15 protein-coding genes and 1 tRNA gene are annotated in these 23044 nt (G+C 62.0%); 12 read left to right on the forward strand and 4 right to left on the reverse strand.

Annotation, left to right across the window (positions count from 1 at the left end; genetic code table 11):
* Nucleotides 1-13: 13 nt before the first annotated feature.
* From NKG95_RS18565 to bglA, 7 genes are all read left to right on the forward strand, one after another.
* Nucleotides 14-2482: a glycogen/starch/alpha-glucan phosphorylase gene (locus tag NKG95_RS18565; RefSeq protein WP_023718450.1), complete on the forward strand. Its 2469-nt coding sequence runs from the start codon at nucleotides 14-16 to the stop codon at nucleotides 2480-2482.
* Nucleotides 2483-2627: 145 nt separating this feature from the next.
* A complete protein-coding gene (glgB, locus tag NKG95_RS18570) occupies nucleotides 2628-4841 on the forward strand; it encodes a 1,4-alpha-glucan branching protein GlgB (RefSeq protein WP_353041829.1) in 2214 nt (737 codons plus the stop codon).
* A gap of 35 nt (nucleotides 4842-4876) precedes the next feature.
* On the forward strand, nucleotides 4877-6142 hold the full coding sequence (glgC, locus tag NKG95_RS18575; protein WP_352717089.1) for a glucose-1-phosphate adenylyltransferase: 1266 nt from the start codon (nucleotides 4877-4879) through the stop codon (nucleotides 6140-6142).
* A 3-nt stretch (nucleotides 6143-6145) separates the two neighbouring features.
* Complete coding sequence (gene glgA / locus NKG95_RS18580; RefSeq protein ID WP_352814739.1) at nucleotides 6146-7591, forward strand: glycogen synthase GlgA; 1446 nt, start codon at nucleotides 6146-6148, stop codon at nucleotides 7589-7591.
* A 3-nt stretch (nucleotides 7592-7594) separates the two neighbouring features.
* On the forward strand, nucleotides 7595-9223 hold the full coding sequence (locus NKG95_RS18585) for an alpha-D-glucose phosphate-specific phosphoglucomutase (RefSeq protein WP_353041830.1): 1629 nt from the start codon (nucleotides 7595-7597) through the stop codon (nucleotides 9221-9223).
* Nucleotides 9224-9476: 253 nt separating this feature from the next.
* On the forward strand, nucleotides 9477-11483 hold the full coding sequence (glgX, locus tag NKG95_RS18590; protein WP_353041832.1) for a glycogen debranching protein GlgX: 2007 nt from the start codon (nucleotides 9477-9479) through the stop codon (nucleotides 11481-11483).
* Nucleotides 11473-13101: a beta-galactosidase BglA gene (gene bglA / locus NKG95_RS18595; protein ID WP_353041834.1), complete on the forward strand. Its 1629-nt coding sequence runs from the start codon at nucleotides 11473-11475 to the stop codon at nucleotides 13099-13101. Before glgX ends, bglA begins: the two co-directional genes overlap by 11 nt.
* A gap of 13 nt (nucleotides 13102-13114) precedes the next feature.
* On the opposite strand, the gene NKG95_RS18600 is transcribed toward bglA, so the two are convergent.
* The 3 genes from NKG95_RS18600 to NKG95_RS18610 are packed head-to-tail and all read right to left on the reverse strand — an operon-like array spanning nucleotide 13115 to nucleotide 15552.
* Nucleotides 13115-14899: a pilus assembly protein TadG-related protein gene (locus tag NKG95_RS18600; protein ID WP_353041836.1), complete on the reverse strand. Its 1785-nt coding sequence runs from the start codon at nucleotides 14897-14899 to the stop codon at nucleotides 13115-13117.
* A gap of 1 nt (nucleotide 14900) precedes the next feature.
* Complete coding sequence (locus tag NKG95_RS18605) at nucleotides 14901-15380, reverse strand: TadE/TadG family type IV pilus assembly protein (protein ID WP_353041838.1); 480 nt, start codon at nucleotides 15378-15380, stop codon at nucleotides 14901-14903.
* Nucleotides 15361-15552 carry a hypothetical protein gene (locus tag NKG95_RS18610; RefSeq protein ID WP_353041840.1) on the reverse strand — a complete coding sequence of 64 codons (192 nt, stop codon included), beginning with the start codon at nucleotides 15550-15552 and terminating at the stop codon, nucleotides 15361-15363. The genes NKG95_RS18605 and NKG95_RS18610 overlap by 20 nt, the downstream gene beginning before the upstream one ends.
* A gap of 208 nt (nucleotides 15553-15760) precedes the next feature.
* On the opposite strand from NKG95_RS18610, the gene NKG95_RS18615 reads away from it, so the two are divergent.
* From NKG95_RS18615 to NKG95_RS18630, 4 genes are all read left to right on the forward strand, one after another.
* A complete protein-coding gene (locus NKG95_RS18615) occupies nucleotides 15761-17353 on the forward strand; it encodes a peptide ABC transporter substrate-binding protein (protein WP_353023468.1) in 1593 nt (530 codons plus the stop codon).
* Nucleotides 17354-17519: 166 nt separating this feature from the next.
* On the forward strand, nucleotides 17520-18443 hold the full coding sequence (locus tag NKG95_RS18620; protein WP_353041842.1) for an ABC transporter permease subunit: 924 nt from the start codon (nucleotides 17520-17522) through the stop codon (nucleotides 18441-18443).
* Complete coding sequence (locus NKG95_RS18625; RefSeq protein WP_352814747.1) at nucleotides 18436-19554, forward strand: ABC transporter permease; 1119 nt, start codon at nucleotides 18436-18438, stop codon at nucleotides 19552-19554. Before NKG95_RS18620 ends, NKG95_RS18625 begins: the two co-directional genes overlap by 8 nt.
* Before the next feature lies 1 nt (nucleotide 19555).
* Entirely contained in the window at nucleotides 19556-21175 is a 1620-nt protein-coding gene (locus tag NKG95_RS18630; RefSeq protein ID WP_353041844.1) for an ABC transporter ATP-binding protein, read from the forward strand.
* 70 nt (nucleotides 21176-21245) lie between these two features.
* Here NKG95_RS18630 and NKG95_RS18635 read toward each other — a convergent pair.
* A tRNA-Pro gene (locus tag NKG95_RS18635) sits at nucleotides 21246-21322 on the reverse strand.
* A gap of 205 nt (nucleotides 21323-21527) precedes the next feature.
* Between NKG95_RS18635 and NKG95_RS18640 the strand changes: the two genes are divergently transcribed.
* Entirely contained in the window at nucleotides 21528-23042 is a 1515-nt protein-coding gene (locus NKG95_RS18640; protein ID WP_502905906.1) for a phosphomannomutase/phosphoglucomutase, read from the forward strand.
* Nucleotides 23043-23044: the final 2 nt, after the last annotated feature.

The following is a 23044-nucleotide window of genomic DNA, read 5'->3' on the forward strand; positions in this document are numbered from 1 at the left end:
CACGAGAGGCAGCATGACGCGCGCGATGACAACCGAAGCTCCTCTGCCCACCCTCGAAAACCCGGATCCCAAGACGCTCGCCGACGAAGTCTTGCAGGCCCTCAAATACAGGGTCGGCAAGGGCACCAACGTTGCAACCCAGTACGATTGGCTCACCGCCTCGATCAAGGTTGTGCGCGACCGCATCGTCGATCATTGGATGCAGGCGACCCAAGAGGCCTACGCCCAGCAGGAAAAGCGCGTCTATTACCTGTCACTGGAATTCCTCATCGGCCGCTTGATGCGCGATGCCTTCTCCAATCTCGGCCTGATGGACAATATGCGCGAGGCGCTGTCGTCGCTTGGCGTCGACCTCGACATCATTGCAGCGCTCGAACCGGACGCGGCCCTTGGCAATGGCGGTCTCGGCCGGCTCGCCGCCTGCTTCATGGAAAGCATGGCGACCGTCGACATCCCCGCGCACGGTTATGGCATTCGCTACGCCAACGGCATGTTCCGGCAGGAAATCCATGACGGCTGGCAGGTGGAGCTGCCCGAGACATGGCTCGATCACGGCAATCCCTGGGAGTTCGAACGCCGCGAACGCTCCTTCGAGGTCGGCTTCGGCGGCTCGGTGGAATCGATCACCTCGAAGGACGGCAGGCTCGAGCGCCACGTCTGGAAGCCGACCGAACATGTTCTGGCCGTTGCTTACGATACGCCAGTGGTTGGCTGGCGGGCCAACCGCGTCAACACGCTGCGTCTGTGGTCCGGCATGCCGGTCGATCCGATCCTGCTCGACAAGTTCAACGCCGGCGATCACATCGGCGCGCTCGCCGAGAGCAACAAGGCCGATGCGCTGTCGCGCGTCCTTTACCCGGCCGATTCCCACAAGGCAGGCCAGGAGTTGCGGCTCAGGCAGGAGTATTTCTTCTCCACCGCCTCGCTGCAGGACATCCTTCAGCGTCATCTCAGCCAGTATGGCGACCTGCAATCGCTGCCCGACAAGGCGGCGATCCATCTCAACGACACCCATCCGGCCATCGCCGTCCCCGAGCTGATGCGCCTGTTGATGGATGTCCACGGCATGGATTTCGACCAGGCGTGGAGCATCACCAAGCGCACCTTCGGCTACACCAACCACACGCTGCTGCCCGAAGCGCTGGAAAGCTGGCCCGTGCCGCTATTCGAGCGGCTGTTGCCGCGCCACATGCAGATCGTCTACGCCATCAACGCCGAGGTGCTGCTCGAGGCGCGCGTCTCCGACCAGTTCTCGGACGAGCAGATCAGCCGCATCTCGCTGATCCAGGAAAATGGCGATCGCCGCGTGCGTATGGGCAATCTGGCCTTTGTTGGCTCGCACTCGATCAACGGCGTCTCGGCACTGCATACGGAATTGATGAAGGAGACGGTGTTTGCCGACCTCCACAGGCTCTACCCGGATCGCATCAACAACAAGACCAACGGGATCACACCGCGGCGCTGGCTGATACAGTGCAATCCCGGCCTCACGGCACTCACCCGAGAGGCGATCGGCGACGGCTTCCTCGACGACATCGACGAGATAAAGCTGCTCGATCCTTTCGCCGAGGACGCTGCCTTCCGCGACAAGTTCGCCGCTGTCAAACGGGCGAACAAGACGAGGCTTGCCAATCTCGTTGCCGACCGGCTCGGCATCAAGGTGGACCCCTCGGCGCTGTTCGACATCCAGGTCAAGCGCATCCACGAATACAAGCGCCAGCTCTTGAACATTCTCGAAGCGGTCGCGCTTTACGACCAGATCCGCTCGCATCCGGAGCGCGACTGGATGCCCCGCGTCAAGTTCTTCGGCGGCAAGGCGGCGCCCAGCTATCACAACGCCAAGCTGATCATCAAACTTGCCAACGACGTCGCCCGGGTCATCAACCGCGACCCGGCGGTGCGCGGCTTGCTGAAAGTGGTGTTCGTGCCGAACTACAATGTCAGCCTAGCCGAGATCATGATGCCGGCCGCCGATCTTTCGGAGCAGATATCGACCGCCGGCATGGAAGCGTCCGGCACCGGCAACATGAAGTTCGCGCTGAACGGCGCGCTGACCATCGGCACGCTCGACGGCGCCAATGTCGAGATCAAGGAATGCGTCGGCGACGACAACATCTTCATCTTCGGCCTGACCACCGATGAGGTCGCCGAGCGGCGCAACAATGGTTACGATCCGCGCGCCGTAATCGAGGGATCGCCTGAATTGGCGCAGGCGCTTGCCGCGGTTTCGTCCGGGGTCTTTTCGCCTGACGATCCGGACCGTTATCGCGACCTGATCAACGGCCTTTACCAGAGCGACTGGTTCATGGTCGCTGCGGATTTCGATGCCTACGCCGCCACCCAGCGCGACGTCGATGCCGTCTGGCGCAACAGCCCGGACTGGTACGCCAGAGCCATCCGCAATGTCGCCCGCGTCGGCTGGTTCTCGTCCGACCGCACGATCCGCCAATATGCGAAAGACATCTGGCACGTGCCCGCCTGATGTGATTGCATGAGACCAGGAACAATGTGGCCCTAGTGGAGTGATTTGACCTTCGCATCCCTTGGAAGGTCAGGCGGCCTGCGACTGTCGAATTCAAAACTTCACTAGAAACACGCACTTGGTGCCCGAGGAGGGACACTGCCTGATGAGCAAGCCGCGCGCGACCGTTGCGACAAGCGGGCCGGACGGACTGGCGCCAGCCGGCGATGTCGCGGCGATTGTCGCCGGCACGCATGGCGACCCGTTCTCCGTGCTTGGCGTGCATGAGGCGGGGAAGGGCTTTGTCGGCCGCTGCTTCGTCCCTCATGCCGAGTCCGTCACCGCCTATACGCTGACCGGCAAGAAGGCCGGCGAGCTGTCGAGACGCGACGATCGCGGCTTCTTCGAGGGCAAACTGTCGCTGCGCAAACGCCAGCCGCTGCGCTATCACGCCAGGAACGCCGGCGGCGACTGGTGGCTGACCGATCCATATTCCTTCGGCCCCGTGCTCGGCCCGCTGGACGATTATTACATCGCCGAAGGATCGCATCTCAGGCTGTTCGACAAGCTCGGCGCTCATCTCATCGACCATGAGGGTGCATCGGGCGTACATTTTGCGGTGTGGGCGCCCAATGCAAGGCGTGTCTCGGTGGTCGGCGACTTCAACGAGTGGGACGGCCGCAGGCACACCATGCGCGACCGCCGCGATACCGGTATCTGGGAGCTGTTCATTCCCGACATCGGCGCCGGCCGCCCTTATAAATACGAGATCATCGGGCCGGATGGCGTGAGATTGCCGCTCAAGGCAGATCCGTTCGCCTTCAAATCCGAACTGCGCCCGGCTACCGCCTCGGTGACGGCGCTGCCGCCGGTGCATGAATGGGGCGACGAGGCGCACCGGAACTACTGGCGCAATGCCGACCACAGGCGCGAAGCCGTATCGATCTACGAGGTCCATGCCGGCTCATGGCGGCTTCACGACGACGGCAGCTTTCTGTCATGGGACGAGCTCGCCAACCGGCTGATCCCCTATGTGGTCGAGACGGGTTTCACCCATATCGAATTCATGCCGATCTCCGAACACCCCTATGACCCGTCCTGGGGCTACCAGACGACCGGTCTCTATGCGCCGAGCGCCCGCTTTGGCGATCCGGACGGTTTTGCCCGCTTCGTCGACGGTGCCCACCGCGCCGGCATCGGCGTCATCCTCGACTGGGTGCCGGCGCATTTCCCGGTTGACGAACACGGTCTGGCAAAGTTCGACGGCACCGCACTCTACGAACATGCCGATCCGCGCAAGGGCTTCCATCCCGACTGGAACACCGCGATCTACAATTTTGGTCGTCGCGAGGTGGTCTCGTTTCTTGTCAACAATGCGCTGTTCTGGGCAGAGAAATATCACGTCGACGGTCTGCGCGTCGATGCGGTCGCCTCGATGCTTTATCTCGATTATTCGCGCAAGGCTGGTGAATGGATTCCCAACGAGAAGGGCGGGCGCGAGAACCTGGAAGCGGTCAGCTTCCTGCAACGGATGAACAAGGAGGTCTACGGCCACCATCCGGGTGTGATGACCATCGCCGAGGAATCGACCTCGTGGCCGAAAGTCTCGCAGCCGGTGCACGAGGGCGGACTGGGCTTCGGTTTCAAGTGGAACATGGGCTTCATGCACGACACTCTGGAGTATTTCTCCAAGGAGCCGATCTTCCGCAAGCATCACCACAACGACATCACCTTCGGCCTGGTCTACGCCTTCAGCGAGAACTTCGTGCTGCCGCTGTCCCATGACGAGGTGGTGCACGGCAAGGGAACGCTGCTTAACAAGATGGCCGGCGACGACTGGCAGAAATTCGCGACGCTGCGCGCCTATTACGCCTTCATGTGGGGCTATCCCGGCAAGAAGCTGTTGTTCATGGGCCAGGAGTTCGCGCAACGCCGCGAGTGGAGCGAGGCGCGCGCGCTCGACTGGAACCTGCTCGATTTCCGGCTCCACCGTGGTGTCTGGCAGACGGTGCGCGATCTCAACTATCTCTACCGCTCGCGCCCGGCGCTGCATGCCCGCGACTGCGAGCCGGAGGGCTTTTCCTGGCTGATCGTCGATGACAGCGCGAATTCGGTGTTCGCTTGGCTGCGCAGCGCGCCGGGCGGCAACCCGGTCGCCGTCATTTCCAACTTCACGCCGGTGCCGCGCGACAATTACCGCGTGCCGTTGCCGCAGACCGGAAAATGGCGCGAGATCATCAACACCGACGCCACGGACTATGGCGGTTCCGGCAAGGGCAACAGCGGCCTCGTCGAGGCTCGGGCGGAAGGAGGAGGCATTTCGGCGACGATGCTTTTGCCGCCGCTGTCGACGATCATGCTCGAATTCGTCCCGGACTGAGCTATGTCTGGAGCATCTAACCTGGGAGGATAGGAATGGCTGAAATAAAACGAACACAGCCGCTGGCACGCGACGCCATGGCTTATGTGCTGGCCGGCGGCCGTGGCAGCCGGCTCAAGGAACTGACCGACCGCCGCGCCAAGCCGGCGGTCTATTTCGGCGGCAAGACCCGCATCATCGATTTCGCGCTGTCCAATGCGCTCAATTCCGGTATCCGCCGCCTCGGCGTCGCCACCCAGTACAAGGCGCATTCGCTGATCCGCCACCTGCAGCGCGGCTGGAACTTCCTGCGGCCCGAGCGCAACGAGAGTTTCGACATCTTGCCGGCCAGCCAGCGTGTGTCGGAAACACAGTGGTATGAGGGCACCGCCGACGCCGTGTACCAGAACATCGACATCATCGAGGCCTATGGGCCGGAATACATGGTCATCCTGGCCGGCGACCATGTCTACAAGATGGATTACGAATTGATGCTGCGCCAGCATGTAGAGGCCGGCGCCGATGTCACCGTCGGCTGCCTCGAAGTGCCGCGCATGGAAGCCACCGGCTTCGGCGTCATGCATGTCGACACCAAGGACACCATCATCTCCTTCATCGAAAAGCCCGCCGATCCGCCGGGCATTCCCGACAAGCCGGATTTTGCGCTGGCCTCGATGGGCATCTATGTGTTCAAGACCAAGTTCCTGATGGAGCAATTGCGTCGCGATGCGGCGGAGCCCGGCTCCAGCCGCGACTTCGGCAAGGACATCATCCCCTACATCGTCGAACACGGAAAGGCGATCGCGCATCGCTTCGCCAAATCATGCGTGCGCTCGACCGCCGAGAACGAGGCCTATTGGCGCGACGTCGGCACGGTCGATGCCTATTGGGAAGCCAATATCGACCTGACCGACATCACGCCGGAACTCGACCTCTACGACCGCGACTGGCCGATCTGGACCTACGCCGAGTTGAAGCCGCCGGCAAAGTTCGTGCATGACGAAGATGGCCGCCGCGGGTCGGCCGTGTCGTCTCTCGTGTCGGGCGATTGCATCGTTTCGGGCGCTTCGCTGAAGCGAAGCCTGATCTTCACCGGGGCGCGCATCAATTCCTATTCGACGCTGGAGGAGGTCGTCATGCTGCCCGACGTCCATGTCGGCCGCAACGCCAGGCTGAAGCGCGTGGTCATCGATCACGGCGTCAGGATCCCGGAGGGGCTGGTGGTCGGCGAGGATCCTGTCCTCGACGCCAAGCGTTTCCGCGTTTCGGAAAAAGGCATCTGCCTGGTCACGCAGGACATGGTCAACAGGCTGGGATCGTAGTGCATGCAGGTTCTGTCGGTGGCGCCCGAGATCTTTCCGCTGGTCAAAACCGGAGGGCTCGCCGACGTGACTGGCGCCTTGCCCGTGGCATTGGCCGGCAACGGCGTCAACATGCGCACGCTCGTCCCCGGCTATCCTCAGGTGATGGGCGCCTTCAGGAAAAAGAAGGCGGTTCAGCAATATCCATTGCTGCAGGGTGGGAAGGCTTCGGTGCATGCCGTCCAGATCGCCGGGCTCGACCTGTTTGTGCTCGACGCGCCGCATCTTTTCGACCGTCCCGGCGGCCCGTACGGCAACGCGACCGGCGCCGACTGGCCGGACAATTGGCGGCGGTTCGCGGCCTTGAGCCAGGTCGGCGGTGATATTGCTGCCGGCGCCATCTCCGGCTACCTGCCCGATATCGTCCATGCCCATGACTGGCAGTCGGCAATGACGCTCGCCTATATGCGCTACGGCAAGGCGGTCGGCACGCCGTCGATGATCACCGTCCATAACCTCGCCTTCCAGGGCCAGTTCGGCGCCGGCATCTTTGGCGAGCTTGGCCTGCCGGCGGCGGCGATGGCGCTCGACGGCGTCGAATATTATGGCGGCGTCGGCTTCCTCAAGGCCGGCCTGCAGGCCGCCTGGGCGATCACCACGGTCAGCCCGACCTATGCGCAGGAAATCCGCTTGCCCGAATTCGGCATGGGCCTCGACGGCCTGATCAACATGCGCTCCGTCGATCTCCATGGCATCGTCAACGGCATCGATACCGAGATATGGAACCCGGAAACCGACACGCATCTGGTCTCCAACTACACGGCAAAGACGCTTAAGGCGCGAATGCCCAACAAGGCCGCGGTCGAGGACCGTTTCAGCCTCGATCGCGACGATAGCCCGATCGTCTGCGTCGTCAGCCGGCTGACCTGGCAAAAGGGCATGGACATATTGGCGGCGGCCGTCGACGGTATCGTCGCGGCAGGTGCACGGCTGGCAGTCCTTGGGTCTGGCGACGCAGGGCTCGAAGGCGCGTTGCTTGCCGCCGCAGCCCGCCATCGTGGTCGCATCGGCGTCGTCGTCGGCTATGACGAGGGGCTCTCCCACACCATGCAGGGCGGCTGCGACGCCATCATTATCCCGTCGCGCTTCGAACCTTGCGGGCTGACGCAGCTTTACGGCCTGCGCTATGGCTGCGTGCCGGTCGTCGCGCGCACCGGCGGCCTTGCCGACACGGTTATCGATGCCAACGAAGCCGCCATCTCTGCCGGCGTGGCGACCGGCTTCCAGTTTGCGCCCGCCAATGCTGGCGCCCTGCTGCACGCCATCCGCCGCCTTGTCGAAGCGCATGCCAATTCCGCGGTGTGGGCGTCGATGCAGCGGCAAGGCATGAAGGCCGACGTGTCGTGGGACAAAAGCGCCGAAAAATATGTCCAACTCTATCGCTTGCTGCTTTCGAAAAGGGCTGCCTGACTGATGATCCGCACTGTCGCCACAAAACCCTATCCCGACCAGAAGCCCGGCACCTCCGGGCTGCGCAAGAAAGTCCCGGTGTTCCAGCAGGAGCACTATGCCGAGAACTTCATCCAGTCGATCTTCGACGCGCTGGACGGGTTCGAGGGCAAGACCCTGGTGATCGGCGGCGACGGCCGCTTTTATAACCGCGAGGTCATCCAGAAGGCCATCGCCATGGCCGCGGCAAACGGCTTCGGCAAGGTGATGGTCGGGCAGGGCGGTATCTTATCCACGCCGGCCGCTTCGCATGTCATCCGCAAATACAAGACCTTCGGCGGCATCATCCTGTCCGCCAGCCACAATCCGGGTGGCCCGCATGAGGATTTCGGCATCAAATACAATGCCGGCAATGGCGGCCCGGCGCCGGAAAAGCTGACCGACGCGATCTTCGAAAAAACCAAGGCGATTTCGAGCTTCAAGATCGCCGATATCGGACCGGTCGACATCGACACGATCGGCACGGTCAAGGCAGGAGACATGACCGTCGAAATCATCGATCCGGTCGCCGACTATGCCGAACTGATGGAAAGCCTGTTCGATTTCAATGCCTTGCGGGCGCTGTTCAAATCAGGCTTCCGCATGCGCTTCGACGCCATGCATGCGGTGACCGGCCCCTACGCCAAGGAGATCCTCGAAAACCGGCTAGGCGCGCCCAACGGCACCGCTCGCAATTTTATCCCGCTGCCGGATTTCGGCGGCCACCATCCCGATCCCAATCTGGTGCATGCAAAACACCTCTACGACGAGATGATGGGGCCGGATGCGCCCGACTTTGGCGCTGCCTCCGACGGCGACGGCGACCGCAACCTGATCATCGGCAAGGGCATTTTCATAACCCCGTCGGATTCGGTGGCGATGCTCGCTGCCAATGCCCATCTGGCTCCGGGCTACAAGGCCGGGCTGAAAGGCATCGCCCGTTCAATGCCGACCAGCGGTGCTGCCGACCGGGTCGCTGAAAAGCTCGGCATCGGCATCTATGAAACGCCAACCGGCTGGAAGTTCTTCGGCAATCTGCTGGATGCCGGCATGGCGACGATCTGCGGCGAGGAGAGTGCGGGGACCGGCTCCAACCATGTCCGCGAAAAGGACGGGCTGTGGGCCGTGCTTTTGTGGCTCAACATCCTTGCCGCGCGTGGTGAAAGCGCCAGGCAGATCGTCACCGAGCATTGGGCAGCCTATGGGCGCAACTACTATTCGCGCCACGATTACGAGGAGGTCGAGACCGATCGCGCCAATGCGCTTGTCGACGAGCTGCGCGGCAAACTTGGCTCGCTGCCGGGCACCAGCGTGCGCGGCATGACGATCGCCAGCGCCGACGATTTCGCCTATCACGATCCGGTCGACGGCTCGGTCAGCAAGAACCAGGGCATCAGAGTATTGTTCGAAGGCGGCTCGCGCGTCGTCTTCCGCCTGTCCGGCACCGGCACCTCGGGCGCGACGCTGCGCCTTTATGTCGAGCGCTACGAGCCGGACAACAGCCGCCACGATCTCGACACCCAGGAGGCGCTTGCCGATCTGATCGCGGCGGCCGACGACATTGCCGGGATTCGCAGCCATACCGGCCGCGCCAAGCCGAGCGTGATTACGTGAGCTTGGAGCGGCGCGCCTTTCCTTCTCCCCTTGTGGGGTCCGAAGGACGGGGCGAGACCCGTGGCTCGCCCCCGGGCGGTGGATCGGCGCGAAGCGCCGAGACGGATGAGGGGTGTTGGAAGGAATGCCGTCCGCGCCAAGCTGGAGCACCCCTCATCCGTCGCCTTCGGCGACACCTTCTCCCACAAGGGGAGAAGGGGGAGCTAACCTGGCAACGCCTCAAACTGTCTACGACCTGCTGCTGTGAGCGCGCGTGAGCCAACTCGGCGCAACCATCACCAAAGAAGGCATTCGCTTCGCCGTATGGTCCTCGTCGGCTCGGCGCATCTGGGTCTCGATTTTCGACGAGCGAGGAAGGCGCGAGATCGACCGGCTTGAACTGCAGCCCGAGGGCGACGGCGTGCATACGCTTTTTGTTGCCGGTCTCGCCGCCGGCACCCGATACGGGTTCCGCGCCGATGGCGACTACGCGCCGGAACAGGGGCTCTGGTTCGATCCCGACAAGCTGCTGGCCGATCCCTATGCCGTCGAGATCGACAGACCCTATGCCTATGACGGCCGGCTCGCCGCGCGCCGGGGCGAGGGGGGCGACACGGCGTCGCTGATGCCGAAGGCCATTGCCGGCGCCTTGCCGGAACCCTTGCCCGCCTTGCCGCCTCTGTTTAGGCCCGGCGGCCTCATCTACGAGGTGCAGGTGCGCGCCTTCACAAAGCTGCATCCCGACATTCCCGAGAAGCAACGCGGCACCATTGCAGCCCTCGCTCATCCTCCTGTTGTCGAGCATCTGCAAAAACTCGGCGTCGCAGCCGTCGAGTTGATGCCGGTGACTGCATCGATCGACGAACGGCATTTGCCGCCGCTCGGGCTGGGCAACGCCTGGGGCTACAATCCCGTGACCTTCATGGCGCTGGATCCGCGATTGGCGCCTGGCGGTCTGGCCGAGTTGCGCGGAACGGTCGTCGCGCTGCGCGACGCCGGCATCGGCACCATCCTCGATCTGGTGTTCAACCACACCGGCGAAAGCGACCGGCTTGGCCCGACATTGTCGCTGCGTGGGCTCGATAACCGCGCCTACTACCGGCACGAGGCCGACGGCAGGCTGGTCAATGACACCGGAACCGGCAATACCGTCGCCTGCGACCATCCGGTCGTCCGGGAAATGGTCCTCGACACGCTTCGCCACTTTGTCCAGCACGCCGGTGTCGACGGGTTCCGCTTTGACCTGGCGCCGATCCTTGGCCGCGTCGACGGCGTTTTCGACGCCGATGCGCCGCTGCTGAACGCCATTCGCAACGACCCAGTTCTTGCCGACCGGGTGCTGGTCGCTGAGCCCTGGGACATCGGACCGGATGGCTATCAGCTCGGCAATTTTCCGCCGCCCTTCCTCGAATGGAACGACAAATACCGTGATGATATCCGCCGCTTCTGGCGCGGCGACGGCGGCATGATCGGTGCGCTGGCGACGCGGCTTGCGGGGTCGTCCGATGTCTTTGCCAAACCAAGCCAGGCAACGGTCCGCAGCATCAATTTCATCGCCGCACATGACGGGATGACACTGGCCGACATCGTTGCCTATGAACACAAGCACAACGAGGCCAATGGCGAACAGAACCGCGACGGCCACGACGACAACCTGTCCTGGAACAATGGCGTCGAGGGCCAGACCGACGACCAGTCAATCGTTACGGCCCGTTTCGATGACCAACGCGCACTGCTGGCGACGCTCTTTGCCTCGCGCGGCACGATCATGCTGACGGCCGGCGACGAATTCGGCCGCACGCAGCGCGGCAACAACAACGCCTACGCGCAGGACAATGACATCACCTGGCTCGACTGGGCCGGGCGCGACCGGGCGCTGGAGCGGTACACGGCTCTGCTCGCCAAGATGCGTCGTGCCGCGCCGGCGCTTTTGGACGCAAGCTTTCTCACCGGCGAGCCTGCGGCCGGCTCGGAAATAGCTGACGTCGTCTGGCTGAGCGAAACCGGCGTGCCGCTCGACGAAGCAGCCTGGCACGATCCTAGGCGGCATCGGCTGGTCATGGTTCTCGGCGGCGATGAGGACGGTCGCCTTGCCGTGATCATCAATGGTGACCGTCGGGCCTGCATGTTCACGCTGCCGGAACGGGCGGGTTTTCATTGGTGCCCAGCCATCGAAACGGATAGTGGCGATATCTCACGGCCGGTTTTGGGGCGAACGGTCATATTCATGATCGAAAGCAGGGCCGCGCAGGCGGGCGCAGGGGAGAGCCATGATGGGTGACAATGCCGAATGGTGGCGCGGCTGCGTCATCTACCAGATCTACCCGCGCTCCTTCCAGGACACGACAGGCGACGGTAGCGGCGATCTCCTCGGCATCACCTCGAGGCTTGCCCATGTCGCATCGCTCGGTGTCGACGCCGTTTGGCTGTCGCCTTTCTTCAAGTCGCCAATGGCCGACATGGGCTACGACGTTTCGGATTACTGCGCCGTCGATCCGATGTTCGGCACATCAGAGGATTTCGACGCGCTGATTGCCGAGGCGCACCGGCTCGGCCTGAAGGTGATCATCGACCAGGTGTTGTCGCATTCGTCGGATCGGCACCAATGGTTCGTCGAAAGCCGCATGAGCCGTGACAACCCCAAGGCCGACTGGTACGTCTGGGCGGATGCGAAGCCCGACGGCACCGCTCCCAACAACTGGCTGTCGATCTTCGGCGGCCCGGCCTGGGAATGGGACGCGACCCGCCGGCAATATTACCTGCACAATTTCCTCGCCTCGCAGCCGGACCTGAATTTCCACAATCCGCAGGTGCAGGACGCCTTGCTGGAAACGGTACGGTTCTGGCTCGAACGCGGCGTCGACGGTTTCCGGCTGGATACCGTCAACTACTACGTCCACGACCGCTGGCTGCGCAGCAACCCGCCTTTGGCGGAAAGCGTCGCCGGCACCAATACGGCAACCAGCACCTATCTCTATCAGGAACATCTGTTCGACAAGAGCCAGCCGGAAAACCTGGCTTTCCTCAGGCGCTTCCGGGCGTTGCTCGACGAGTATGAAGGCCGCGCCGCCGTCGGCGAGATTGGTGACGAAACCCGTTCGTTGCTGACACTCGCCGCCTACACCGGCGGTGGCGACAAGCTCCAAATGTCCTACACGTTCGACCTGCTTGGCGCGCAATTCTCGGCGGCGCATGTGCGCGGCTGCGTCGAGGCGTTCGAGAGTACGGTGGTCGACGGCTGGGTTTGCTGGGCATTCTCCAACCACGATGTCGTGCGCCATGTCAGCCGCTGGACAAGGCCGGGTGGCGATCCGGACAGCGTGGCGAAATTCTCGATCGTGCTGCTTTCCTGCTTGCGCGGATCGATCTGCCTTTACCAGGGCGAAGAACTCGGGCTGGAGGAGGCCGAACTGGCGTTCGAGGATTTGCGCGATCCTTTCGGCATCCGCTTCTGGCCGGGAATTAAGGGGCGGGATGGGTGCCGCACGCCGATGGTCTGGGAGGCTGGCGCCGACAATGCCGGCTTTTCAACCGGCAAGCCGTGGCTTCCGGTCCCGGCAAGCCATCGCGCCCACGCGGTCGACGTCCAGGATGGCGAGCAAACCTCCGTCCTGGCGAGCTACCGGGCGATGCTGGCCTTGCGCAAGCAGCATCCGGCGCTGGTTCGAGGCTCGATCCGGTTTCTCGATGCCGAGGGCGACGTCCTTGCCTTCATTCGCGAAGGCGGTGACGAAAAGCTGCTCTGCGTCTTCAATTTCGCCGACGAGCCGGCCGGCTGGCAATTGCCGCCGGATCTGGATGTGATAGAGCCGATAGATCTTGGCAGTACTACCGGCGTCTTGCAGGAAGGAGCTCTATCCCAGCCGCCGCTCGGCTGCTTCCTCGGCCGGATCGGCTGATCTCTATTTGATCTTATTGAACGAGTACGGAGCGCCCGCAAGTCGCGCCGACAACCCGCACGTCGGCCTCGCCGACATGCACGCCAAGCGCTGCAAGAACGTTATAAACCAGTGCATCGACAGGCGCCGTCACGCCGTTCAGAACCGTTACCACCGCCGGCTTCACCGTTCCAAGCAGGGCCGTCACGTCCAGCCCGAGGCCCAGCGCATTGACCGAGAGCGACAGCCCGCTGACCAGTGACGTGGTGAGCGATTGCGTCAGGTTCTTCGTCGAAACCGTCTTTATCGTCTTGTTGGCGATATCGGTGCTGTCGAACGTCAATGTGGTCGGATCGTTGTTGGTGATCGCAAGTGCTGAAGAACCCTTCACATCGAGCAGATTGAGGGTGAGCAGCAGGAGCTTCACGCTTACCTGTGCAATCGTGGCATCGGAGAACGATTGCGGATTGCTGAAATCGGCGAAGGCCGATGGGTTGTTGTCGGCGTCGCTGGCGGCAAGGTGCAGCGAGGCCACGCCAGGCTGCGCGGCGATCGAGACCTTGATGCTATCCGGCCGGCCCGTCGGGCAGCTGATGTCGGTTAGTTTGGCTTCCGCATAGGCGACTTCGACATGCAGAGGCAGGTTGACGGACAGCAGACTGATGCCGCCGCCGAGATTGGAATTGCCGATGCCGACTGTGGTGACCAGCTTGATTCGTGTCTGCGCAGTGCGCACCACGGTGCCTTTTTCCCCGACGGCCAGCCAGGGTGAATATTGCATCGGTTCACCGATGGCGACGGCGAGCGTGGTGGAGGTAAGTCCCGGAATAGTGGCGCCGAGATCGACCTGGACCTGGTTTGAGCCATTGGCCAGCGAGGCGGCGGCACCCAGCATGCCCATCGCGCTTGCGTCGACGGAAAAGCCTGGAGACTTTTGTCCGAGGCCGAGCTTGCCGATCGAACCAAGGTCGACAAGATGATTGAGCGGTATCTTGGCCGTGTTGGTAGCCCTCGACGCGATTGTCTGTAGGACAAGTTTGCTGGCGCTGCCCGTCCCCGAAGCATTGGCCATGGCGGTCGCGATCTGGCCTACCGTCGCTTTCGAGGCCAGCACTTCGGAATAGCTGACGCCGGTCAGTTGCAACTGCACCGCAAGGGCATCGACGAACGAAAGCACGTTGACGTCGGCCGAAATCAGCGCGTTGTAGTCCATGACGCTGAGCGAGATGTTTCCGCCCAGCAGCTTACTGAGAAGCGCGTTGAGGATGCCGCCGTTGACGCTGAGAAGCCTGGATCCGACCGAGAACATCGCTTGCGGCGTCATGCTGGCAATGGCTTCGGTGCCGACAACCGGAGTAGGGATGAGCGAACTGGCGAAATACCGGGCGGGGATTTTGTGTAGAGTGACGCGAACGGCGTTGTAAGGCGTTTTACCGGCTTCGAAGCGCTTGTCGACACCGACGGAGGACACCGCTGAGTATCGGCCGCCGGTGACCGACACGACGGTCTTTCCAACCGTGGGAACGATTGTCTGACCTGGCTTTTGAACAATGATGCCGGGCATTCGGTTGTCGCTGAGCGTGGTTACTGCCGCGGCTTCCATATTGTTGATGTTCGACGCCGCGGTGATCGCCGCCAGATCGGTCATGGCCTGGGCTTCCCTGCGCTCCGTGTAGATCGAACCTTCGTCGACAGCGAAGGCCGCCAGCCCCAGCGCGAATGGCGCTATCAGCGCAGTCATGACGGCAAAGTTCGCCTTCTTGTCGCCAACGATGGAGCGAGCGATCCGCCCGATGCCCCTCAGCAAGAACTGCGACATTTCAAATGCCTCCAATCCTGATGGTAGACCTGCGCGAGATCGTGGTTTGCGGCATCGCAAGGCTGGGCAACAGGTTCCAGATCGGCAGGTTGCTGGCATCGTACTGGATCGACACGACGAACTGATTTCCGTCGGCCGTGCTGTCCGTCGCCTGATAGGTCAGCTTGCCGGAATCGACGAACGGGTATCCACTGGCATTGTTTTTGACGAAACTCGCCACCAGCGCCTGGCGCTCGGTTTGGTTCAATCCGGCAATCGCAGTGCGGGCGGCATCGGCGGCGATTTGCTGCAAGGAGTTGCTTGCACCAAAATAGATGCCATATGCAACCATTCCGAGTACGAGCAGGATAAAGATCGGCGAAAGCAGGGCGAACTCGACCGCGGAAGTTCCGGACTCATCTCCAACTTTGCGTAGATTTGTCCTTATTTGGCGCGATATTTTACGCTTTAATGTGACAGTATTACTGTCTATCTTGTTCATTGCCCTTGCCCGTTGGCCATAAAGGTCGATCTGCCGAACCCATCGAAATTTGTAACCCTTGGTTGCCTAAGAACCAATTAATACATTCCGGTAAACTGAAATGATCGGCCAGATTATTTCCAGGATCGGCGTTCTGGCCAGGAAACCCAGCCAAACTCATGGTTTCGATCATTGATTGGCGCTCGCAAAGCGACTGCCCCGGCCCCCTTACTTTGGGTGACCCCGAGAGTCTGTTGAAATAAAAAATCTCCACGTTACTGTTTGGCCACCAGCTGCCGGAAAGGGAACCGGCTGCGCGCTCGAAAGGAACCAACCAATCGGTTTCGGGGCGTCAACACTTAGAGACGTGGCCGAAGGGCGACGTCATTAGGGAGAACTCCATGCTGAAACATGTGCTGAAGGCGACGGTACTCGCCACGACCATGGTCTTGGCCGCCGGTACGTTCTACACGCCGGCTTTCGCCGAAACCGTCTACAACCGCGGAGCCGCCGCCGAAGCGGAGACGCTCGATCCGCACAAGACCTCGACGGTCTACGAAGCCGATATCATACGCGACCTGTTCCAGGGCCTCGTCATGCATGACCAGAAGACGAACCTCATTCCGGGCGCCGCCGAAAGCTGGACGGTGTCCGACGATGGCACTGTCTACACCTTCAAGCTGCGCAAGGACGGCCTCTGGTCGGATGGCAGCCCGGTGACGGCCGACGACTTCGTCTATTCGTTCCGTCGGCTGGAAGATCCGGCCACCGCTGCCGAATACGCTTCCATGCTCTATCCGGTGAAGGGTGCCGAGGAAGTCAACACCAAGAAAGGCAAGCCGGAGGATATGGGCGTCAAGGCGATTGACGCAAATACCCTCGAAGTCACGCTCAAGGCGCCAACGCCTTACTTCCTGGAGATGCTGACCCATCAGGCGACCTATCCGGTTAACAAGGCGTCCATCGAAAAGCTTGGCGCCGACTGGATCAAGGCAGGCAAGCTGGTCTCCAACGGGGCCTTTACAGCGGCGGAGTGGATTCCCAACGACCATCTCAAGCTGGTGAAGAATCCGAAATTCTGGGACGCCGCCAGCGTCAAGTTAGACGTGGTCAACTACATCCCGACCGAGGATCGCTCGTCTGCGATGAAGCGCTTCGAGGCCGGCGAATTCGACAGTTACGGTGACCTGCCGACGGAACAGCTCGCCGATCTCAAGACCAAATTCGGCGACCAGGTCCGTGTCGGGCCATATCTCGGCACCTACTATTATGCGATCAAGACCGACAAGGCGCCGTGGGACAATGTCGAACTGCGCAACGCCATCTCGATGGCGATCGATCGCGACTTTCTCGCCGAAAAAGTCTGGCAGAATTCGATGCTGCCCGGCTATTCGATGGTGCCTCCGGGCATCGAGGGCTACACGCCGGCACTGGCCAAATACGCTGACATGCCGCAGATCGACCGCGAGGATGAAGCCAAGAAAATCCTGGAGAAGCTCGGCTATACGCCCGAGCATCCGTTGAAGATGCAGATCCGCTACAACACCTCGGAAAACCACAAGAACACCGCTGTCGCCATCCAGGAACAGCTGAAGCCGCTTGGCGTCGAGGTCACGCTGCTCAACACCGATACCAAGACCCACTACTCCTTCCTTGAGCAGAAGGGCGACTATGATGTGGCGCGTGCCGCGTGGATCGCCGACTACAAGGATCCGGAAACCTTCCTTGGCATCACCCGCAAGGCCAGCGGCAACAACTATTCGAGCTACGTCAGCCCGAAATACGAAGAGGCCATGGACAAGGCCGCCGCCGCCGGCGGCAAGCCCGAAGAGCGCATGAAGGAACTCGCCAAGGCCGAGCGCATCCTCGTCGACGATGTCGGTAACATCCCGCTTCTCTACTACAGCTACCACGACATCGTTTCCTCGAAGCTGCACGGCTTCGACGACAATGTGATGGACATCCATCCGTCCCGCTTCATCAGCAAGGACTGATCCCTTAGCCAGGCCGCCGCGCAACTCGATGCGCGGCGGCGCTGGTTTGCCATCGCATCGGCCCGGGAACCGGATTCGATTTTCGACAATGTCGGTGCGAAGATTTGAAGGCTAGAGCGCAATCGTCCAGTTGGACGCGCGCTGCTCTGGATCAAGCGGGGCACCGATGCTGCGTTACGTATTTCGGCGGCTGCTGACCGCCATCCCGACGCTGTTCGTCATCGTGACCATAGCGTTCTTCCTGATACGCGTCGCGCCGGGCGGCCCGTTCAACCAGGAGCGGGGCCTGAGCCCCGAGATCAGGGCCAATCTCGAAGCCCAGTTCGGGCTCAACGACCCGCTCTGGCTGCAGTACCTCCATTATTTAGGCAATCTTCTGCGCGGCAATTTCGGCCCCAGCTACAACATGCCGGATTTCACCGTCGGCGAGTTGTTCAGGGAAGGCCTGCCTATCTCGATCCAACTCGGCGCTTCGGCGCTCGTTCTGGCGCTGCTTCTCGGCAGCGTGCTCGGCACTGTTGCCGCGCTCAACCAGAACAAGCTTGCCGACTATTCGGTGATCGCGTTGGCGACCGCCGGCAGCACCATTCCGACCTTCGTCATCGCTCCGGTGATCCAGCTTGTATTCGGATTGACCTGGAAGCTGCTGCCGATCGGCGGCTGGGGCGATGGAGCCGTCATCAATAAGGTCGGCCCGGTGCTGACGCTCGCTCTGCCGCAGATCGCCATCGTCGCTCGATTGATGCGCGGCTCGATGATCGAATCGCTGCACTCGCATCACATCCGCACCGCCCGCGCGCTTGGATTGTCGGAGTGGTCGGTCGTCGTCAAGCATGCGCTGCGCGGCGCCATCCTGCCGATCATCTCCTTCACCGGTCCGGCGGCCGCAGCCCTTCTCACCGGCTCGATCATCGTCGAGACCATCTTCTCTATCCCGGGCATCGGCCGCCATTTTGTCGTTGCCGCACTCAATCGCGACTACACACTGGTGATGGGGACGGTGGTGGTCATCGCGCTCTTCACCATTGTCTTCAACCTGATCGTCGACGTCCTCTATGGTGTCGTTGATCCGAGGGTGCGCTATGACTGATATCGCAGTTGCAGCACCGGTCGTCGGCCGATCCCTGTGGGGGGATGCGTGGGCGCGCCTCAAGGCCAACCGCGCGGCCATGTTCAGCCTCTATTATCTTGCCTTCATCGCCGTCATCAGCGTGTTTGGACCCTCTTTCGTGCCGCACCAATACACCACCATCTATGGCGACTATGTCCGCACGCCGCCGAGCTTCTCCGCCTATCCAAAGGCCGACATGATCGAAGGCGCTCTCGACGAGGCGATCAGGCGTATGCGCGTCGACATCAAGGACTGGCGGCAGGAGGGCAGCCGTGTGTTCGTTACCGTCAGATCGTCCAAGCCGATCGACGACCGCAACATTCGCTACCTTGATCGTTCCGATACCTTCGATGACACAAAGATCGAGAGCAAATCGCCGGACGGTCTCGAAATGGTGATGAGTGCCTCGATCAAGCAGCAATATTTCCTGTTCGGCACCGACAATACCGGGCGCGATCTCCTGTCGCGAACGCTGATGGCCGGGCGCATATCGCTGGCCATCGGCCTGCTTGCCGGCATTGTGGCCGTGGTCATCGGCGTGCTCTACGGCGCCACCGCCGGCCTTGCCGGCGGCAGGGTCGACGAGGTGATGATGCGTATCGTCGATGTGCTTTATTCCTTGCCGTTCATCTTCTTCGTCATCATGCTGGTGGTGTTCTTCGGCAGGAACTTCGTGCTGATGTTCCTGGCCGTCGGCGCCGTGCTGTGGCTCGACATGGCGCGCATCGTGCGCGGACAGGCACTGTCGATCCGCCGGCAGGAGTATGTCCAGGCGGCCGAAGCCATGGGCGTCGGCCAGCGCGGCATTCTGCTGCGCCATGTGATCCCCAATTTGCTCGGGCCGGTGGTGATCTACATGACGCTGCTCGTGCCGCAGGTCATCATCCTTGAGAGTTTTTTATCGTTCCTCGGGCTAGGCGTCCAGGAGCCGATGACCAGCTGGGGCGTGCTGATCTCGGTCGGCGCCCAGAACATCGGCTCGGCCAACTGGCTGCTTCTGTTCCCGGCCTTCTTTCTCGTCTCCACGCTGTTCGCGCTGAATTTCGTCGGCGATGGGCTGCGCGACGCGCTCGACCCGAAGGATCGTTGAGATGGCTGCTTCCGAAACCATCCTCAGCGTCAAAGACCTTCGCGTCCGCTTCCGCACCCTCGACGGTGTGGTGGACGCGGTGAAGGGCATCAACATCCACGTCAAATCAGGCGAAACCGTCGCCGTGGTCGGCGAATCCGGTTCCGGCAAGAGCCAGACGATGATGGCGGCGATGAGCCTGCTCGCCTCGAACGGCGAAGCCACCGGCACCGTCGATTATCGCGGCCGCAATCTTTTGACCTTGAGCAAGCCCGAGCTCAACAAAATCCGCGGCCGCAAGATCAGCATGATCTTCCAGGAGCCGATGACGTCGCTAGACCCGCTCTATTCGATCGGCAACCAACTGATCGAGCCGATCCGCAAGCATCGCGGACTTGGCGCCGTCGCCGCGCGCGAGGAGGCGCTGAAGCTGCTGCGGCTGGTCCATATTCCCGATCCGGAGCGGCGGATGAAATCCTATCCGCATGAGTTGTCGGGCGGCCAGCGCCAGCGCGTCATGATCGCCATGGCGCTGGCCAACGACCCCGACATATTGATCGCCGACGAGCCGACGACCGCGCTCGACGTGACCATCCAGGCGCAGATCCTCATGCTGCTCGCCGAACTGCAGCGCAAGCTCGGCATGGCGATCGTCTTCATCACCCACGATCTCGGCATCGTCAGGCGCTTTGCCGATCGGGTCTATGTGATGCGCTATGGCGAGGTGGTCGAGGAGGGCGAGGCGGAAGCAATCTTCGTCAACCCGCAGCACGCCTACACCAAGATGTTGCTTGCCGCCGAGCCGACCGGCACGAAGGCCCCGCCGCCTCCGAATGCCCCCGTCCTGCTCGAAGGCAGCAACGTCGAAGTGACCTTCAAGATCGGCGGCGGCTTTCTTGGTGGAGAACCGCTGATATTGCGCGCTGTCGATAGCATTTCGATCCGGCTGAAGCGCAACCAGACCATCGGCATCGTCGGCGAATCCGGTTCGGGAAAGTCGACGCTCGGCCGCGCCTTGCTGCGACTCCTGCCCAGCGACGGCATCATCCGGCTTGGCGACCGCGACATCTCCCACGCCGACCGCCAGGCGATGCGGCCGCTGCGGCGCGAATTGCAGCTGGTCTTCCAGGACCCGTTCGGCTCGCTGTCGCCGCGCATGACCGTCGGCCAGATCATCACCGAAGGGCTCCTGGTCCACGAGCCCAATCTGTCGGGCAGGCAGCGCGATCTCCGCGCCGTCGATGCCTTGCTCGAAGTCGGGCTCGACCCGAACACGCGCAACCGCTATCCGCACGAATTCTCCGGTGGTCAGCGGCAGCGCATCGCCATTGCGCGCGCCATGATACTGAAGCCGAAAGTGGTGGTGCTGGACGAGCCGACCTCGGCGCTGGACCGCTCCGTGCAGAAGCAGATCGTCGAATTGCTGCGCAAGCTGCAGGCCGACCACGAACTGTCCTATCTGTTCATCAGCCACGATCTCGCGGTCGTGCGCGCCATGGCCGACTACATCATCGTCATGAAGCAGGGCAAGATCGTCGAGGAGGGGCCGTCCGAGGCGATCTTCAGCAATCCGCAGGCAACCTATACGCAGACACTGATGGCCGCGGCCATCGATGTGACGCGATTTCGCCTGAGCGCATAGCGCGATTGGTCAGAACTGCGGCGGAAGGTGGTTGTTTCGGGAACAAGAACAGCTAAGCCGCTGTTTTTTCTGGTCGGAGTGGCAGGATTTGAACCTGCGACCCCATCGTCCCGAACGATGTGCGCTACCAGGCTGCGCTACACTCCGTGACCAGACCGCGGGCTTATAGCCGCCGCGTTTGGTTACTGCAAGCGCCAATGGCAGCGCTTCCGTCGCATTTCTTTCGCTTTAGCCGCTACGTCATACAGGTTTCAGTTTCCTGTCGCACAAACACGGCTTAAAGGGGCTTCTAGGTAACCGTCCACTTGCCTCGAAGCATCTGATTCAGCCGCCTGGAGTTGCAGCCTTGTCGATGAAGATCGTTAGCGATGTCAGACCAAACACTTTTGAGTTCGAAACCTCGGCGTTGATCAAGCCATCCGGGTTTCGCGAATATGATGCGCGCTGGTGGTTTGGCCATCCCGGCTCGAACGAGCCGCCGGAGCTCAATCTGATCGGCGTCCAGGCGCTCGGCATGGGGCTCGGCACGCTGATCCGCCGTCTGGGTGCCGGACCCGACATCGTCACCGGTCACGATTTCCGCTCTTATTCGCTTGCCATCAAGCTGGCGCTGGTTTCCGGGCTGATGGCCGCCGGCGCGCGGGTCAAGGATGTCGGGCTGGCCTTGTCGCCGATGGCCTATTTCGCCCAATTCGCGCTCGACACGCCGTCCGTCGCCATGGTCACCGCCTCGCATAACGAAAATGGCTGGACCGGCGTCAAGATGGGCGCGGCGCGCCCGCTGACTTTTGGTCCGGAGGAGATGAGCGCGCTGAAGGCGATCGTGCTCTCAGGCGATTTCGACCTTGTCGGTGGCGGCTCCTATGACTTCGTTGCGGATTTCCGCAAAACCTACCTCAACGATCTGACAGCGGGAAAACGTATCTCGAGGAAGCTCAAGGTGGTGGCCGCCTGCGGCAACGGCACCGCCGGGGCTTTCGCTCCCGAGGCACTGGAAAGGATCGGCTGCGAGGTGATCCCGCTCGACGTCGAACTCGATCATACGTTTCCGAATTATAATCCCAATCCCGAAGACATGAAGATGCTGCACGCCATTCGCGACAAGGTGCTGGAAACCGGGGCCGACGTCGGGCTCGGCTTCGACGGCGACGGCGACCGCTGCGGCGTGGTCGACAATGAAGGCAACGAGATCTTCGCCGACAAGGTCGGGGTCATGCTCGCGCGCGACATCTCACACCTCTATCCCGGCTCGACTTTCGTCGTCGACGTCAAGTCGACCGGATTGTTCATGACTGACAAGGTGTTGCAGGGAAATGGCGCGGTCACCGACTATTGGAAAACCGGTCATTCCTATATCAAACGGCGGGTCGCCGAACTCGGCGCTGTCGCCGGTTTTGAGAAATCGGGCCACTTCTTCTTCAATCCGCCGATTGGCCGCGGTTATGACGATGGCCTGGTCACGGCCATTGCTATATGCCAGATGCTGGATCGCAGCCCGCAAAGCAGCATGGCCGACCTCTACCGCGATCTGCCGCTGACGTTCGGCACGCCGACCATGTCGCCACACTGCGCCGACGAGCTCAAATACGGCGTCGTCGAGCGGGTCGTAGGCGATGTTCGCAAGATGAAGGACGAGGGCGCAGTCTTCGCCGGCCAGAAGATCGCCGAGCTGATCACCGTCAACGGCGTCAGGGTCGTGGCGGAGGATGGCACTTGGGGGCTGGTGCGGGCATCATCGAACAAGCCGGAGCTTGTGGTGGTGGTCGAAAGCCCGGTATCGTCCGAGCGGCGTCGCCAGATGTTCGAAGCCGTCGACGCGGTGCTGCGCCGCAGCCCGGAAGTCGGCGCCTACAATCAGACCTTTTGAGC

Source organism: Mesorhizobium sp. M1423, assembly GCF_040317575.1.
Classification (GTDB): domain Bacteria; phylum Pseudomonadota; class Alphaproteobacteria; order Rhizobiales; family Rhizobiaceae; genus Mesorhizobium.